The following is a 16517-nucleotide window of genomic DNA, read 5'->3' as shown; positions in this document are numbered from 1 at the left end:
CAATGTAACCTTTTCCGAAGTGTTGAAGTTGCCGATAGTTTTTCTGATGTTGAGTTTTTCTTCACAAACGCCAGGAATAACGCTCGCAAGGCTCGTGCTCGGCCTCTGCCTCTGGATCGCCATGATCGAAAGCGCCCTGGCCCTGCCCGATCTGAACGATAAGAGGGCGGTGCTGCTGGCGAGTCTCGATCATCCCAAATCCCTTGAGATTGGGCTTCTGGATCGGATGGAGCAAGGGGCACGCGATGCGGGCGACATCGAGTGGATCCGCGCTGTCTGGGCTTATGGTCTGCTGGCCTCCGATTCGGCTGTGGATTTGCATCGAACCCGTGGTGTGGATCTGGTTCCCATTTATTCCAAGGCCATTGACCTGGCGCGATCCCAACAGCTGCATGCCGAAGCCATCGATATTCAATACGCTCTGGCTTATCACCAGGAAAAGCTGGATCTCGCTGAGATGGATCGGCTGATCCACGAAGCCAGCTCGTATCATTTGCCGGAATCCCATGCCCGCATGAGGGCCGTCAAGGCCCTGCTCCTGATGATCCAAGGAGACGTCGCAGCTGGCTCACGCCTGATGAACGAACTCACCCAGGAACTGGACGGCACGCTGAAGCTGAAGGACTACGAGATCCTGGTTCTTAAAAACTATATAGCTTTGGGTTTATACGACCTCGACCAGAATGATAAGGCCATCCGACTTCTGGAGGAGGTGGACACGCTCACCACGCAGCTCAACTTGCGTTGGATTCGAATGCCAATACTCCATAATCTGGGTCGTGCCTGGCTCCGCAGCGACGAGGGGCAGGCCGCAGGTCTACGGGCGAAACCCTATGTGGAAACGCATCTCAGTCTGGCCCAGGAATTTCATATGACCTGGGATGAGGCCATGGCGCTGGTCAGTGTTGCCCTGGTGGACATGCGCATCCAACAGTGGGACGCGGCCCTTGATAAAGCCAGACGGGCAATACGGATCTTTGCTGAAGCGAAGGACAGCATGAGGCAGGGGGAAGCCGAATCGGTTGTGGCCCAGATTGAAATGGAACGAAAGAATTGGGATGTGGCGCTGTCGTTTGCTCAGCAGGCGCTGGAGCATGTCTCCCAATCCGGATATAAAAGGCTCATGCTGCAACTGCAAAAGAATCTCTACGAGATTTACAAGGCCAAAGGTCAAATCAAGGACGCGCTCGGGCACCTTGAACAATACACGGAGCTTTACAAAAATCTCGCCGAAGAACGTGAAAAGAACGAATTTCGCAAGATGACCGTGAACATGGGTCTGGCCCTGGAGGAGGAACGCAATCGCAACCAGGCCAAGGAACTGGCCAGCCAGAGGCTTATGAATCGCTGGCAAAGCCTGGCGGTGCTGTTCCTCACTCTGGGCGTTCTGGGTACCGTGCTGGCCTTGCTACGAATTCGCAAAATCAATCTGAAGATCGCGGCCCTGAACGCCTTCGTTCGGACTCAGGTTCTGAGCCGTTTCCTTCCCCCGGAACTGGTTCAGGAAATCTCCGAAGGGCGTTCGCGTTTTAATGAAGCAGCCGAGCGATGCGACGTCACAGTTCTTTTCGCGGACCTCTGCAGTTTCACGCTGGCCACCGAACGGCTGGGAGCCGAGAATGTTTCCAGAATCCTGAATCATTTTCTGGCGTCGATGACGGAAGTTATCTTTCGACACGGCGGCACCATCGATAAATTCATCGGTGATGGCATCATGGTTATCTTCGGTGCTCCGACCCATATTTCCACCGAGGATCAAGCCCAACGGGCTGTGGCCTGCGCCGCATCCATGATGAAGGAGCTCGAACGGCTCAATCGCGACTGGCGCATTGAGTTTCAATGGGAATTTCAAATGCGCATCGGCGTGCACCAGGGGGCTTCGATCGTAGGAACCTTCGGTGGCGACCGTCGCGCGGATTATACCGTTGTGGGAAGCGCCGTGAATATCGCATCCCGGATTGAAGCCGCAGCGGAGCCCAATCAAATTCTTCTGACAGCAACTGTCGCCAAACATTTACAGTCTGCCTTGATTCGGCCCGCCGGGAGTCGTCGCCTCCGCGGGGTCAGCGGTGACGTTGATGTCTTTGTGCTGACGCTGGAGACGGACGGAAAGCCCCTGGACCTCGCGGGTTGAAACGTTTTTACATTACGCTGTGCATGATTTGTCACCACCCACCGACAGTTGATTTTAAGATAAATACGTTATTTAATGCGAAGCACCTGTCATGGAATGCGATACGTTCATTGGGATTTAAACCTGAGATCAGAGGGCTATATGCTGGCAGACCTCACCATTAACTTCAGCAAGCCGAGCCGAACTGTTGAGATTCAGCAGGTCATCCAGGCCAAATTAATGCATTTCGATCTGCCCACCCATCTGCGGGAGACAGGAACCAGGATCGCTCTCATTCAGGATCGCGATAAACCTTTTTTGGCTCAACCGATCATCTACACCTTCTTTGGTGATCATGGCATCGCTGAATCCGGACTTTGCAAGCGGTCGAATACGGCGAGCATTGATGTGGTGCGGCAGTATATTTCGGGGAACAGTGCGCTGAATATCTTCAGTCGGCAGAATCGCATCGAACTGAGACTGGTCGACTGCGGACTCAGCGACGAACTGAAAGATCCCAAAATCATTCAGCGGAAAATTGGGAAGGGGACTCGAAATTTCGCTCAGGATCAAGCCATGTCAAGTCTGCAACTGGAGCGTTGCCTCAAAAACGGCCGGGAATTGATTCGAACCCGTCGCAATCAGGCCAGCAATACCGTTGGCATTGGCATTCAATCGGTTGGTTCTGAACTGGCCTGCATCATGCTTCTGGCCCGCCTGCGCTCGCTGCCTCTGGAAACTCTTCTGCAGAATCACCCGGCTTTCAGTCAGACCGATTTGATCTGGATCCTTAAAAAACTCCGATCGATTCTGAACTCCAGCGGTCCTGTCAAAGGCCCCTTGGAAGAAATGCAGAACTTCGCCGGTTTTGAAATGGCGACCGCGCTGGGAGCTATTCTTCAGGCCTGTCATCAACGATGCATCGTCATGGTCGATGGCCTGGTCGGCAGCTGCCTGGCGTGGCTGGCAAGCCTTCTCTTCCCGGAATGCGCCTCGCATATGATTATCGCTCAAAACACCCAGGGTTTTGCGGACACCTGGCTCGCCAAAGAGCTGGGAATAGAGCCTTTGACTCGCTTTGACACTCTGATTTGTGATGGCAGCGGCATCGCTCTCAACTTTCCCATGGTTCAGGCGGCCTGCAGTTTCCTGAATGAGAGTACAGCCCATCGACTGCAATCAGGAGCATAGCGGACGCGCGTGAGGCTCAGTAAATGACCCAGTGGGCATATGTCCCGCGTTTTAGGGGAAGAGAAAAGACCACATAGCGATCCCATTCCACGCTGGCGACGACCGGCAAACCATTCACCAGCACACGCGGTTCGGTCTGAATTCCTGCGGGTATCCGCACGCGGTAGACGACCTGATCTGTAGCGATCGCGCGCGTCCAGCCAATGACAGCCTTGCTTCCATGGATCAGCCCATACCCTGGACTCACCCACGAGAAGGGTCCTGAAACGCCGGGATCAATCAGCATGCCGCGCGCATCGGCCCGAACGCCTGCCAAACGCAGACTGCTAAGAAGCGGTTCGCTATGCGCAAACAAATTGGTGGCCGGGAGGTCGGCCATGCACATCTCGGGAAAGCACCAGGTTGAGCCCGCTTTTCCCAGATCGGCCTGCTCGTCGAGTGGCGTAAAATACATATCGGGTCCCGTCCAGATCCCATAGCCATACTCGGGGTGCGTGGCAGCGTGATTGGCGAGTGTCTGCCGCAGAAAAAGGCGAAACGCCAGCGCTCGCCTGCCGTGCTGCAGGAGCCCTTCGATTGTTGGTCCGGTGAGGGAATACCAGTTGCCCGGCGTGCCCCCCTCAAACTCCGATGAACCGATCGCCGCGAGTCCCACAGGCGAAGGATCCAGGTTGTCCCGCTCGATGCGTGCGGCGAGCGCCTGAACGTTGCGGGGAGGGATTAAACCTGGGACGCCGAGAGCAATGCCATTCGACGCTATCCACACGGAAGCGGCCCCCAGTTCCATCGGTGAGTCGGGAGCACAATAAACATAACCGCGATTGAAGTGATCATCGCGCCACTGGGCTTTCATGGCCCGGCGTAGAGCGTCCACATCGCGTCGGACGGAATTTGCCGTCGCCGTGTCGGCACGCATTTCCGCGAGATTCGCAAAGGCTGGGTAGGAAGCCAGGGCCAGGGCTGTGTTCATCGTGGATTCACCATGCCTGATGGTGGCAGCGCGGTCGGGAGAGAGGAGCACGACGAAATCATCCCAATCTGCATTCAAAAGACGCACAAGGCCATTCGCCCCTGTGGACACGACGTTTTTCGCATAACCATAGGCTGCGACCAGCGCCTCATAGACCGTGGCGCTTCCACAACGACCACGCCCCTCTTCACACCAGTAAGGGATACGTTCATCGAGAAACGCATAATCCCGCGTGGCATGGACGTATTCTGTGACCGCAAGGAGCAGCCAGAAGGTGTGATCACTGGGTGTGAAACCTTGCTTATTCCAGGCTCCATATCCAGCCGTCGAATAGGGCAGCTCACCGCTCGGCTTCATCGCGCGGAGGAAGTAGACAAGACTCTCACGGGCCAGTTCGGGATCGGTATAAATCAGCGGCAGCAGGTGACGAAACGTCGACCGTGGGCCTGAGTTTGTGCCCCACTTATACAGATAAATGCTTCCCTGGTTGAGGACGCGTGCATCGAAGTATTCCTCACGGAGCACGCTCGATCGCAGATAGTAATAGCTCCACGAAAGTTCCCGCCGCAGCCAGGGGTATCCGGGAAAATGAACCTGGGGTATCGTGCCAGCCCACCTGGCGACGATGCGTGGGAGTGTGAAGTCCGGCTCCTGCTCGAGACGGGCCAGGACATTGTCCTCTTCACCACGCGGGGAAAGGCCGAAGGCCACATCAAGAACATGGCGCGCACCAGGGGCGAGCACGAAACGTTTTTCGGTTGCCAGGACCGCATCCTGATTCGCCAGCATGCCCGATGCATCGATTCCATTCTGCAGTGACCCGCGCGCGACGGCGTGCGGCAGGGCTCGTCCGCCGCTGCCGAGAAAGGCACGCTCCACAGTCTCAAACGCGTGGGGCGCTCCATTCAAATGAACCACGAACGAAACCTGGGGTACGGGATCGCGCCAAAGATCAGGTCGCTCGATATCACCGGGTTCGGCCTGGCTGGTGGCCTTGATTACACCACGCGCGGCATCATAGGACGTCCTGACGGTCGCTGGGTCGTATCCGGAGGCTTCGGGCTTTTCCGTAATTTGACGCGGATGCCACCACGCGACGTCCCAGTAATTGAAGTACGTGATCGATTTTAGTTGGGTCGATGTGTTGGTGAATATCAGGCGCTCGCGGAGAACAGCGTCCTCGCCCTCGGTGAGGTAAATGGTGTGCTCGAGCCGGAGATTTTTATGCTCGATGATCTTCTTAAAGTAACCCATGCCGAAGATTCGCTCGTAGCGACTGCCGTGCGGTCGGTCCTTCCAAAGGGTGCTCCACGTGTTCGCTCCATCCTTGACCCAACCGAAGCCCCCTGCATAAGCTCGTGCAGTTTCATCATAGGCGTTGGCGAAACGATGATAGGAGCGCGCACTGTAGAGTTCCACATAACCATCACCGTGGGCGAGGGCATTGACCCCGTCATTGCCCAGCTGATGGATGGCGTCATCACCGGCGATGCAAGGTGTGCGTTCTCCCGTACAACCTGTATAGCGGTAGGCCGGCAGTCCGAATTCGTCGGTGATCCAGCTTCCATGATGACCGCTGCCGTACGCTGGATCTGTCCAATCCGAGGTCCCGGCATGAATCCTATCCCCTCCTGTGCTTAGGAACGCTGCGATGAATGCCAACACTCTAAGACTGCCAGTGAGAGTCATGATTCCATCTCCTTCTGTGCAGAACACTCCGAGGAGCGTTGCTTTGATTTTAGGCGCATTCGGATCGAAAGCCAGAGATTTTTTGAGCGTAGAGAGTTCGTGACATGTATTTTTGAATGGCAAATCCAACCTTATGTTGATGCCTGTCAGGCTGCGCTCCGGAGGAGGGACGATCGGGATGACTCCAGCCCAGACTGGATTTTGGTATGGACTTTTGCATTCAAAAATTTCAATCTGGTGAAAACACATAAAGGAAGAGTCATGACAAAGTACTCTGGTGGTTGCCATTGCGGCAAGGTGCGGTATGAGGTGGATATGGAACTGCAAGGTTTGATTTCCTGCAACTGTTCCATCTGTTCTAAAAAAGGATTGATTCTCGGCTTCGTTGGTGAAAAGCAATTCTCACTGAAATCCGGGAAGGAAATCCTGAAGGACTATCAGTTCAACAAGCACCATATTCATCACCTTTTTTGCACGAACTGCGGAGTATCCTCCTTTGCCAATGGCGCTGGCCCGGATGGTTCCCTCATGTATGCGATCAATGTTCGTTGCCTTGATGACGTGGATGTCACGACATTGCAGACGAAACCGGTGGATGGCAAGAGCCTTTAGTCCTTAAGACCGCTGACCATCAGGCCTTGGGCCCCAGGCCAGGGCCCTCGACATGGGGCGAAACGAAAGGGTTGATTGATGACAAAGTGGTTTTTGCTCGGACTCTGGCTGCTGACATCCCAGGCTTCGGCCTTTCAAACCTTGTATATCGTACGTCATGCGGAAAAGGTGGATGACAGCAAGGACCCCGGTTTAAGCCTGCAGGGCAAAAAGCGGGCGCTTGATCTGGCCATGCATCTGCGCGATGCGGGCGTGACGTCCATTTTCGTGACGGAATATCAGCGTACGCAAAAAACGGCTGAACCCCTGGCCGAGTTTCTGGGTCTCAAACCTTCGGTGGCCGCAAAGGATATTCCGAAGTTTGCCGCCCAGCTTCTGGCTGATAAGAGCAGCGATGCCGCTCTGGTCGTGGGGCATTCCAATACGGTGCCGGACCTGGTCAAAGCATTGGGTGTGCCTGTGAAATGGCAGGTGGCTGATACAGAATTTGATCGCCTGGTGATCGTGACGCTCGCAAAGCCCGTACCGGTTGTCAGTATGCTCCGATACTGAGATTCAAGTATTCACGTTCCGCATAATCCATAGCCTGGTCTCTTCAAGCCAGGCTGCTGACTCGCGGGAATTTTCACGTGGGGCCCAGGCTGCAAAATCCTTGTCCGTGCTGGCGACATAGGGACCATCCTTGGCTTCCATCACGACCGTTCCTTCCTCCAAAGCCACCAGGGAATGCCAGTATCCTGGCGGAATGTCGACGACACAGGTTCCATTGGGGCTGAGGATCATGCAATCCTCGATGGCGCCTTCATCGTTGAAAATCAAAACGGCAGTTTTGCCTCTTAGAATCACGAACATTTCAACTTTGGGTGGATCGACATGCCGATGGGCTCTGACATAGGTGTCGGGTTCCAGAGCGTTGAGCATCCTCTGAACACGGTCTTCATAACGGTGGAGATTGAAATTCATCCGGCGCCGTGGCGAAGCCTTGGCCTTGGCCGACACTTCATCAAGACGTTGCTGATCGACAATTTGAACAGTTCGGTCGGATTCATTCTGTTGCGTCATAGGTCCACGTCCTGGCCAGGGGTTCTGCGCGAGTATAGCCATTCTCCGCCAGGTGAGCAACGTTATGCGTCAAAGCCGAAAGGTCAGTCCCAGCGGACCATTGATCTGCCGCAGCGGAAAATAGTGATTGTTCCTGATCCCGGTCGCAAGCTAACTTGGCCCTTCCAGAAATCTGAAAGGAGTTCTCCCTATGTTCACGTTTTCCAACCGCCTCAGTGCCGGCATGATGGCCCTGCTTCTGACGGCCTGTACATCGCCGGACGGAGGAAACAAGTCCATGACGGATTCTGCTTTGGACGCCAAAGACCAGAAAAATAACACCCTGCTGGCTCCATGGACCGGGCCTCATGGCGGTTTGCCGCCCTTTGATCGGGTGAAAGTCAGTGATTTCAAAGCGGCACTGGAAACCGGCATGGAGGAAAAACGGGCCGAGCTCAAGGCCATCGCGGAAAATCCGGAAGCACCGAATTTCGAAAATACCATAGCGCGATTGGAAGACAGCGGTCGCGCTTTAAACCGCGTGTTGACCGTCTATCATATCTGGTCCGGCACGATGAGCAGCCCCGAATTCCAGGCGATCGAAAAAGAGATGGCCTCGCCGTTGGCGGCTTTTGAAGATGAGATCATCCAGAACGAAAAACTATTCAAGCGTTTGGAAGCGGTCTACCAGTCACCGGCGCTGAAGACCCTTAGCCCTGAACAGCAGCGGCTGGCCTGGAAGTATTATACGGAATGGGTTCGGGCTGGCGCTAAACTTGATGCCGCCGATAAGCAGAAGCTCAGCGCGATCAACCAGAAACTGGCGAAGGCCTTTACAACGTTCCGTCAAAATCTTTTGGCCGATGAATCCACGTTTATACTTCTCGAAAACGAAAAGGATCTCGCAGGCCTTCCCGACGCTTTGATAAAATCAGCGGCGGCCGCGGCTGAAACCCATGGGGCCAAGGGGAAATGGGCGATCACCAACACGCGCTCTTCCGTGGAACCTTTTCTCACCTATTCGAGCCGTGCCGACCTTCGCGAAAAGGTCTGGCGGGCTTATGTCAACCGGGGAGACAACGGCGACAGCCACGACAATAACCAGCTGATTCCTGAAATCCTGCAGCTGCGCGCGGAGAGAGCCAAACTCCTTGGCTATGAAACGCACGCGCACTGGCGGCTTGAAAACGCCATGGCACGGACACCCGAGGCTGCCATGGCCTTGATGCAGGAGGTTTGGAAACCGGCTGTCGCCCGCGTTCGCGAAGAGGTCAAGGACATGCTGCCGCTTGCGCAGCGGGAAGAGGGCAGGAAGGTCATCGAACCTTGGGATTACCGGTACTATGCGGAAAAAGTGCGCAAGCAGAAGTACGATCTTTCGGAAAATGAAGTCAAGCCTTACTTCCAGCTCGATTCCCTGCGCGAAGGCATGTTCTGGGTTGCTGGAGAGCTCCTGGGATTCGCCTTCGCACCTGTGGAAGGTTTGCCTGTCGCCCATCCGGATGTCCGCGTTTGGGAAGTCAAGGACAAGGCCAGCGGACGTTTCATCGGGCTTTGGTATTTCGACCCCTATGCGCGCGAAGGCAAGCGCTCCGGTGCCTGGATGAATGCGTATCGTTCACAGGAAAAATTTCGCGGTGATGTCACCACCATCGTTTCGAACAATTCAAACTTCATCAAAGGAGCTCCCGGGGAACCCGTTCTGATCAGTCTAAGCGATGCCAGGACTCTGTTTCATGAGTTTGGGCATGCCCTGCATGGGCTGTCGTCCAACGTAAATTATCCGCTGCTGGCGGGAACGGCCGTGCCTCGGGATTATGTGGAATTTCCTTCGCAGCTCCTCGAAGAGTGGCTTTTGACCCCGCAGGTGTTGAGTCGCTTCGCCCTGCATTACAAAACCAGGAAGCCCATGCCTGAGGCTTTGGTCGCGAAGATTAAAAAGGCCTCGAAGTTCAACCAGGGTTTTGAAACGGTCGAGTATCTTGCGAGTGCCCTGGTTGACATGAAATTCCATCTGAAGGGTGCGCAGAAGATTGACCCTGATGCTTTCGAGAAGGAAACATTGGCCGAACTCGGCATGCCGAAAGAAATCGTGATGCGCCATCGGCCGACCCAGTTCGCCCATGTCTTCGCCAGCGATGGCTACTCGGCGGGATACTACAGCTATCTGTGGGCTGACACGTTGAGTGCCTCCGCGTTTGAAGCCTTTATGGAAGCGAAGGGGCCCTATGACAAGACGGTGGCCGAGCGGCTCAAGAAGCATGTCCTGTCCGTCGGCAATTCCGTGGATCCTGTGGAAGGATTTCGATCCTTCCGCGGCAAGGCTCCAGGCAGTGCGGCCCTGATGCGAAAACGCGGTTTTCCGGTGAGCAAAAACTAAGGATCTGCCCAAGGCATGGGCGAGTTCGCGGCGTCCATGCCTGGAATTATCGCTTCTGCTGCATCAGCCGCAGGAAGTCGGAATCGGTCGATATCACGAAACTGCCCTTGTCCTTGAGCGTCTTGCGGTAGGCATCCAGGGTTCGTGTGAACTCATAGAAGTCTGGATCCTGGTTCAACGACTTGGCATAAATATTGATAGCTTCAGCCTCGGCCCGGCCTTTGATTTCCTGGCTTTCCCGATAGGCTTTGGACTCGATCTCTTTCAGATCGAGATTCAACTTGCCTCGAATCTTGGCCTGCTCGCCTTTGCCTATGGAGCGAATCTTTTCCGCAATACGCTTGCGCTCCGAGATCATGCGGTCATAGACTTTTTCCTCGACACTCTGTTCATAGGCTATGCGGCGCAACTGGGCATCGATCAGCTCGATTCCGAGTTCCGCCAGCTTTTCCTTGGCTCGACTGTGAATCATGTCGCTTAAACGTTCACGGCCAACTGTAATGACTTCCAGTTCGCCGGTGATCTCCTCTTCCATCTCAATCGTCGCGGCGGTTGGCTCGGCTTTCTCGGCCGCAGCCAGAGCTTCGGCACGCTTTCGCGCCTGGTCCAGGAGCGTATTGGTATTGCGAACAGCTTCGACCAGATTGTGATTCGAAATAACATCCCGGGTGGAGCCATCGAGAATACTGCTGAGCCTGGTCTGAGCCGCATCCTCAGTACGCACGGTCTGGGCAAACTTGACAGCATCTATGATGCGCCAGCGGGCGGTTGTGTCCACCCAAATGAATTTTTTATCCTTGGTAGGAATCTGATTGGAGTCCCCATCCCATTCCAGGATGCGCTTCTCGAAATAACGGACATCATGAATGAACGGCAGCTTAAAATGCAGACCGGCCTGAGTCACGGGCTGGCCCACAATACGACCGAACTGAGTGATGAGGGCCTGTTGCCCTTCCGGAAGGGTATAGGCCGAGCCGTTCGCCAGCAAGGCCAGGGCGAAAATAAGGGCCGGAATCGCGTAAGACTTCATATTATTCACCATTGGCCCCGCTTCCTTGAGGCACCGGCATCACCTTATCCTGGGACGGCGGATAGAGGGGCAGGACCCCTTTGATTTTACTATCCACAACCACCAGACTCTTGAGGTTGGAGAAGACATCCTCCATCGCCTCAATATAAAGGCGCCGCCTTGTGACATCAGGTGATTTCTTGTATTCCACGAGCATCGCACTGAATCGGGACGCATCGCCTTTTGCCTGGTTGATCAAGGACAGGGAATAGGCTTCGGCGTCGGCAATCAGCTGTTCAGCCTTGCCCTTGGCTTCGGGTATGACGTTGTTATACTCGCGCTCCGCGACATTGATGGCCTTTTCCTGCTCCTGCTTGGCTGCATTCACATCATTGAAGGCTGTTTTTACGGTTTCCGGTGGCGTCACATCCTGCAGCACAACAGCCACGATCGTGATTCCCATGTCGTATTTATCGACAACGTCCTGGGTCAAGCGCTTCGCTTCATCGGCAATTTCAATACGGCCAACAGTCAAAACATCGCCGACCAGCCTGTCCCCCACAACGCGGCGCATGATGGACATGGAAACGTCCCGTATGTTTTTCTGCACATTACGAGCATGAAAGAGGAATTTCCAGGAATCACTGATGCGAAATTGAACGATCCATTTCACATCAGCGACATTAAGATCTCCGGTGAGCATCAGGCTCTCATCGGCATAGCTTGATTTGGAATACTGCGTTCCACGGCGACTCTGGGCCACAGAACGGAAACCAAATTCCTCCTGCAAGAGCACTTTGGAAGGCACCTTGGTCACGCGATCAACGCCAAAAGGCATTTTTACGTGAAGGCCTGGAGGGCTGGTTGAATGATACTTCTTAAAGCGGGTCACGACCCCTTCTTCACTAACATCGACAGTGTAGAAAGACGTAAAGACCAGCACCAGCAGGAAGATCAGGCCCAGGATATAAAGCCATCCGCGGGGTGATTTTTGGGAATCTTCATCATCTCCCCCATTGCCGCCGCCCCCACCGCCAAAAAAATTGCGAATCTTGTCGATAAAATCCTGAGCGTGGTGCTCGGATTTTCCACCGCGAATACTTCTGAATCCATTGTCGTTTCGATTTTCCATGCTACGACCTTAGATGTATTTCCATTCTCATGCAAGCGATTCCGGATCTTTCTGGTCATGACGCGCGCGTGCGTTGGATGTTCTGAAACCGTGATTATTCCCAGGAAATCTCAGCTATCACAATGACATGAGGAGACCCTTCAACCTTGCCATTTCCACAAATTTTTGTTTTAATGGTTCATATCGTGAGTTTAATTTCAAGAAATCCTCCGGGAAATCGAAGGATATGAGCACTCTATGATTCTGCTGCGAAACATTACGAAAGCCTATGGTGCCAACTCCGTGGTGAAAGGCATCAATCTTTCTGTGGAGCAAGGGGAATTGCTGGTGCTCGTCGGTGAATCCGGTTGTGGGAAAACGACCACGCTGAAGATGATCAATCGCTTGATTGAATATAGTTCAGGCAGCATTGAGATCCAGGGCCGGGATATTGCGACGCTTGATGCGCCTACCCTGCGTCGAGGAATTGGCTATGTATTCCAGGGAGTGGGTTTATTCCCTCATCTGACGATTGCCCAGAACGTTGGCCTCGTCCCAAAGCTTTTAGGATGGTCGCCGGCCGAGATCGATCAACGTGTGCAGGAACTCCTGGAGCTGCTCCATTTGCCATTTTCCAGTTATGGGGCTCGCTATCCTCGGGAGCTTTCCGGCGGGCAGAGGCAGCGGATCGGCCTCGCCCGTGCTCTGGCTGCGAAGCCTTCGATCATGCTCATGGATGAACCTTTCGGTGCCGTGGATCCTGTGAGTCGCGATCGCCTGCAGATTGAATTTCGAAAAATTCACGATGATGCTGGTCTGACGACCGTTCTGGTCACCCATGATATGACGGAAGCTTTGCTGATGGCCGATCGCATTGCCGTCATGTTCAACGGCCAGCTCCTGCAAGTGGGAACGCCGTTTCAAATGATGAATCAGCCCGCTCACGAATATGTCGAGCGTCTCATGGCGACACCCAAACGCCAGGCGATGACATTGGCCCGTCTGACCGAACCATCAAAGTCCCAGGATTTGTCATGAGCGCAGCCTTGAACACCCAATTGGAGTTTTTGCCGGCAAACCTTGCGGGTCATCTGCTTGTGACTGTGGTGGCCTTGACCTTGGGCATTCTCGCCAGTATGCCGCTGGCTGTGCTTGCCGTGCGCTCCATGCGTCTGCGTTATCCCATTCTATCAGGCATCAGTTTGATCCAAACGATTCCCGGCCTCGCTCTGCTGGCGTTAACGATTCCCATCCTGGTTGCGATCAATAGTTATCTGGGCAGTGAAATCGCGGTCCTCGGTTTCTATCCTGCCGTCATCGCCCTCACACTGTATAGCATGCTGCCCATCGTGCGAAATTCCGTGGTCGGCATTCTGGATGTTGACCCTACGCTCATCGAAGCGGGCCGGGGAATAGGCATGACCCGCAATCAAATTCTCAAGCATGTGGAAATTCCGCTCGCCTTGCCGGTTATTATCGCAGGCATTCGCACGGCAACAGTCTGGACGGTGGGGACAGCCACTCTCGCCACTCCGGTCGGCCAGCGCTGTCTCGGCAATTTCATTTTTCGCGGTCTTCAAACACGCAACTGGACGGCGGTTCTCGTGGGCTGCATCGCGGCTGCAGTCCTGGCTATGGTTCTGGATGGGCTCATAGCCGGGCTGCAACGTGGAGTCGATCGTCGCCAGCGTCCCCTCATCATCAGTGCGGGGGCGGCCCTGGTCGCTCTCTTTACGCTGGGTTTGCTTGGTCCGAATCTGGCTCGGAGTATCGATCGTATGCATACGCCCACGCAAGTTGAAAACAGCATGACACCTCAAAAGGGGATCAAGATTCCACAAGAAACCATCGTCATTGGCGCAAAAACATTCAGTGAACAGTACATCCTTCAGGATGCCATGAGCCTGCAACTGGAAAAGGCTGGCATTCCAACCCGACGACTGGAAGGCCTGGGATCCACGGTGGCATTTGATGCACTGGTGGCAGGAGAAATCGATGTTTATGTCGACTACAGCGGCACGATCTGGGCCAATGCCATGAAAGAAACAGGGACAGCGGAGCCTTGGATTGTTCTGGCCCGAATCAGTGCATGGCTGGCTGAGAATCATGGGGTTCGTAATCTGGGGGCGCTGGGTTTTGAAAATGCCTACGCGCTGGCCATGCGCGAGACCCAGGCCCGGGAGCTTGGGATTCAAAGTATTGAGGATCTGGTCCGCCATGCTCCCAGGCTTCGCATCGGTGGCGATTATGAATTTTTTGGTCGCCAGGAATGGCGTGACCTAGTTCAAGTCTATGGATTGACGTTTGCCGATCGACTCACCCTGGATTCGACTCTGATGTATGGTGCCGCTTCCAGAGGTGAGGTCGATGTGATTTCGGCTTTCTCCAGCGATGGCCGTATCGCAGCGATGAATCTCACCGTGCTCAAAGACAATCGACAGGCGATGCCTCCCTACGATGCCCTCATTCTCTTATCAGCGGACGCTGCCGCAAGGGATGATGTGGTTGCGGCTCTGAACCCGCTCCTCGGGGCGATCCCGGTGGAGCTGATGCGACAGGCCAATTATATGGTGGATCGCGATCAGGACAAGAAAAGCGTTCGTCAGGCAGCTGAATGGTTGCTTGAAAATGCTGAACTCTAGTCTCTGCTGCTTCGTTCCTTGGCTGGAGCGACAGTGGGATTTTCTGCGGGAAGGACTGACATGAAGCAAAAGTATTCTCTTGCACTGCCCGATCGGCAGCTGGCAAAAACCCTGGGCCAGGACAAAGCCTATTTCACCATAGACGAAAATGGCGAGAAGTGTAGCTTTCGCTTTCACGACTATGACGAGATTTTCAAAAGACCTGGGCTTTATGAACAGCTTTTCCATTGTCATCTGCGCTGCGCCTCCCCGCGTTTCGTGGTTGCGCTTTTGGATCGCGTGGTGGTTGCTTTTGGAAAAAGCATGAGTGATCTGAATGTGCTTGATCTGGGGGCCGGCAATGGCATGGTAGGGGCCGAGCTGCTCAGTCACGGGGCGCATAGCATCGTAGGCCTGGACATCCTTCCCGATGCGCGGGATGCCGCGGAACGTGATCGGCCTGGTGTGTATGATGCTTATTACGTTGCTGACCTTATCGACCTGCCTTCTCCTATCGAAGCTGAACTTCAATCCTATAAGTTCAATTGCCTGGTCTGCATCGCGGCCCTTGGTTTTGGTGATATCCCTCCTGAGGCTTTTTTGAAGGCGTTCCGTCTCACCAGCCCGGACGCCTGGCTGGCCTTGAACCTTAAGGATTCATTCTTTGGCCAAAGCGATCAATCAGGCTTTTCCGGCCTCATCAAGCGCCTGATAGCCGACGCCTACATCCAGATCCTCCACGTGGAGCGATATCGCCATCGCATTTCCGTGGCTGGTGATCCGCTCTACTATTATGCGTTCATCTTTCGGAAGACACGTGATGTGCCGGAGGATTTTGCGCAGAGCCTCTAGGGTCAAAATACGCGGGAAAACCTTTTGAACTCTTCCGGCAGCTCGGTTTCGAAGCGAAGCTCACGCCGGGTCACGGGATGGCTGAAACCCAGCATGCGGGCATGAAGAGCCAGGCGTTTATACGGCCAGCTGGGGTGAAGGGCCCGATCGCGTTCATATCGCACATCGCCGAGAATGGGGTGGCCCATTTCCGCAAAATGAACGCGAATCTGATTCCTGCGACCTGTTTCCAGATTCACAGCGACCAGGGTGCTATCCGGATAGCGGGCGATCACGCGGTAATGCGTGATCGCCAGTTCGCCCGTTGATCCTGATTTTTGATTCAGAGCCTTATCGGTCTGCAGGAGACTGCGAATCTCACCCTGATCCTGAGCCAGCTTTCCGGCAACGATCGCGTAGTATTCGCGTTCCGGTTTGCGAGCCGCGAACTGGCGGATAAGATCCTCGGCGACGGCCGGCCGCAGACCGAAGACGAGTATGCCCGAAGTGTCACGGTCCAGGCGGTGCACAACACAGACTTTGGCTCCCCGGGATTGCCCACCCGCAAGGAAGTTGGACAGAAGATCCACCAAAGTATTTTTCTCGCGACGGTCCGTGGGTACGGTGAGGACACCCGCCTCCTTGCTGACGACAACCAGATGCTCATCACGGAACAGCAGACGGAAGCCATGAGTTTTCCGCTCGGGAGGTTTTTCGCGATACTTGCGTTCCGGGTCGTAACTGACATCCACCACATCCCGGGCCACCACATGCGTCCCATGGTCCTGGCACTCCATGCCATTCAGGGTGACACCGTCATGGTCCATAAGACCGCGTACCCGGGCACGCGAAAAACCCAAAAGCCGAGCCACCAGGATATCGATCCGTCCTTCCTCGCCTTCAAGAACATGATGGGTCTGTTTTTTTAACGGCATGGCAGGAATCTTCC

At 54.7% G+C, this 16517-nt stretch carries 13 protein-coding genes; 8 read left to right on the top strand and 5 right to left on the bottom strand.

The window, feature by feature from the left end:
• Positions 1–22 precede the first annotated feature (22 nt).
• Together OLTU_RS22990 and OLTU_RS22985 are read left to right on the top strand one after the other, a co-directional pair.
• A complete protein-coding gene (locus OLTU_RS22990; RefSeq protein WP_218110213.1) occupies positions 23–2134 on the top strand; it encodes an adenylate/guanylate cyclase domain-containing protein in 2112 nt (703 codons plus the stop codon).
• 96 nt (positions 2135–2230) lie between these two features.
• Positions 2231–3304 carry a nicotinate-nucleotide--dimethylbenzimidazole phosphoribosyltransferase gene (locus OLTU_RS22985; RefSeq protein ID WP_218110212.1) on the top strand — a complete coding sequence of 358 codons (1074 nt, stop codon included), beginning with the start codon at positions 2231–2233 and terminating at the stop codon, positions 3302–3304.
• A gap of 16 nt (positions 3305–3320) precedes the next feature.
• On the opposite strand, the gene OLTU_RS22980 is transcribed toward OLTU_RS22985, so the two are convergent.
• Positions 3321–5963, bottom strand: a complete 2643-nt coding sequence (locus OLTU_RS22980) for a GH36-type glycosyl hydrolase domain-containing protein (RefSeq protein ID WP_176736880.1) — start codon at positions 5961–5963, stop codon at positions 3321–3323.
• 261 nt (positions 5964–6224) lie between these two features.
• Here OLTU_RS22980 and OLTU_RS22975 point away from each other — a divergent pair, with 261 nt between their 5' ends.
• Complete coding sequence (locus OLTU_RS22975; protein ID WP_141735088.1) at positions 6225–6575, top strand: GFA family protein; 351 nt, start codon at positions 6225–6227, stop codon at positions 6573–6575.
• 78 nt (positions 6576–6653) lie between these two features.
• Entirely contained in the window at positions 6654–7127 is a 474-nt protein-coding gene (locus OLTU_RS22970) for a SixA phosphatase family protein (RefSeq protein WP_141735087.1), read from the top strand.
• 3 nt (positions 7128–7130) lie between these two features.
• Here the strand turns inward: OLTU_RS22970 and OLTU_RS22965 are convergent, their stop codons facing one another.
• A complete protein-coding gene (locus OLTU_RS22965; protein WP_176736879.1) occupies positions 7131–7637 on the bottom strand; it encodes a WbuC family cupin fold metalloprotein in 507 nt (168 codons plus the stop codon).
• 190 nt (positions 7638–7827) lie between these two features.
• Between OLTU_RS22965 and OLTU_RS22960 the strand changes: the two genes are divergently transcribed.
• A complete protein-coding gene (locus OLTU_RS22960; RefSeq protein WP_218110211.1) occupies positions 7828–9996 on the top strand; it encodes a M3 family metallopeptidase in 2169 nt (722 codons plus the stop codon).
• Between the two features lie 46 nt (positions 9997–10042).
• On the opposite strand, the gene hflC is transcribed toward OLTU_RS22960, so the two are convergent.
• Positions 10043–11026: a protease modulator HflC gene (hflC, locus tag OLTU_RS22955; RefSeq protein ID WP_218110210.1), complete on the bottom strand. Its 984-nt coding sequence runs from the start codon at positions 11024–11026 to the stop codon at positions 10043–10045.
• 1 nt (position 11027) lies between these two features.
• Positions 11028–12137, bottom strand: coding sequence for an FtsH protease activity modulator HflK (gene hflK / locus OLTU_RS22950; protein ID WP_141735084.1), 1110 nt, complete (start codon positions 12135–12137; stop codon positions 11028–11030).
• 237 nt (positions 12138–12374) lie between these two features.
• Between hflK and OLTU_RS22945 the strand changes: the two genes are divergently transcribed.
• Genes OLTU_RS22945 through OLTU_RS22935 form a run of 3 tightly spaced genes read left to right on the top strand, consistent with a single transcriptional unit; the run spans position 12375 to position 15589 of the window.
• Positions 12375–13154 (top strand): ABC transporter ATP-binding protein, encoded by a 780-nt coding sequence (locus OLTU_RS22945; protein ID WP_141735083.1) that lies wholly within the window; start codon positions 12375–12377, stop codon positions 13152–13154.
• Positions 13151–14758 carry an ABC transporter permease/substrate-binding protein gene (locus OLTU_RS22940; RefSeq protein WP_141735082.1) on the top strand — a complete coding sequence of 536 codons (1608 nt, stop codon included), beginning with the start codon at positions 13151–13153 and terminating at the stop codon, positions 14756–14758. Before OLTU_RS22945 ends, OLTU_RS22940 begins: the two co-directional genes overlap by 4 nt.
• A 60-nt stretch (positions 14759–14818) precedes the next feature.
• Positions 14819–15589 carry a class I SAM-dependent DNA methyltransferase gene (locus OLTU_RS22935; RefSeq protein ID WP_141735081.1) on the top strand — a complete coding sequence of 257 codons (771 nt, stop codon included), beginning with the start codon at positions 14819–14821 and terminating at the stop codon, positions 15587–15589.
• Positions 15590–15591: 2 nt separating this feature from the next.
• Here the strand turns inward: OLTU_RS22935 and OLTU_RS22930 are convergent, their stop codons facing one another.
• Positions 15592–16503: an RluA family pseudouridine synthase gene (locus tag OLTU_RS22930; RefSeq protein WP_141735080.1), complete on the bottom strand. Its 912-nt coding sequence runs from the start codon at positions 16501–16503 to the stop codon at positions 15592–15594.
• Positions 16504–16517 lie beyond the last annotated feature (14 nt).

This window comes from Oligoflexus tunisiensis, assembly GCF_001748245.1.
Classification (GTDB): domain Bacteria; phylum Bdellovibrionota_B; class Oligoflexia; order Oligoflexales; family Oligoflexaceae; genus Oligoflexus; species Oligoflexus tunisiensis.
Note: the sequence above shows the minus strand (reverse complement) of the source record. Positions and strands in the feature narration are given on the sequence as shown.

Coding starts and splice junctions, on each gene's coding strand:
- OLTU_RS22985 (WP_218110212.1), top strand. CDS start 2,231: ATGCGATACGTTCATTGGGATTTAAACCTGAGATCAGAGGGCTATATG.
- OLTU_RS22980 (WP_176736880.1), bottom strand. CDS start 5,963: ATGACTCTCACTGGCAGTCTTAGAGTGTTGGCATTCATCGCAGCGTTC.
- OLTU_RS22975 (WP_141735088.1), top strand. CDS start 6,225: ATGACAAAGTACTCTGGTGGTTGCCATTGCGGCAAGGTGCGGTATGAG.
- OLTU_RS22970 (WP_141735087.1), top strand. CDS start 6,654: ATGACAAAGTGGTTTTTGCTCGGACTCTGGCTGCTGACATCCCAGGCT.
- OLTU_RS22965 (WP_176736879.1), bottom strand. CDS start 7,637: ATGACGCAACAGAATGAATCCGACCGAACTGTTCAAATTGTCGATCAG.
- OLTU_RS22960 (WP_218110211.1), top strand. CDS start 7,828: ATGTTCACGTTTTCCAACCGCCTCAGTGCCGGCATGATGGCCCTGCTT.
- hflC (WP_218110210.1), bottom strand. CDS start 11,026: ATGAAGTCTTACGCGATTCCGGCCCTTATTTTCGCCCTGGCCTTGCTG.
- hflK (WP_141735084.1), bottom strand. CDS start 12,137: ATGGAAAATCGAAACGACAATGGATTCAGAAGTATTCGCGGTGGAAAA.
- OLTU_RS22945 (WP_141735083.1), top strand. CDS start 12,375: ATGATTCTGCTGCGAAACATTACGAAAGCCTATGGTGCCAACTCCGTG.
- OLTU_RS22940 (WP_141735082.1), top strand. CDS start 13,151: ATGAGCGCAGCCTTGAACACCCAATTGGAGTTTTTGCCGGCAAACCTT.
- OLTU_RS22935 (WP_141735081.1), top strand. CDS start 14,819: ATGAAGCAAAAGTATTCTCTTGCACTGCCCGATCGGCAGCTGGCAAAA.
- OLTU_RS22930 (WP_141735080.1), bottom strand. CDS start 16,503: ATGCCGTTAAAAAAACAGACCCATCATGTTCTTGAAGGCGAGGAAGGA.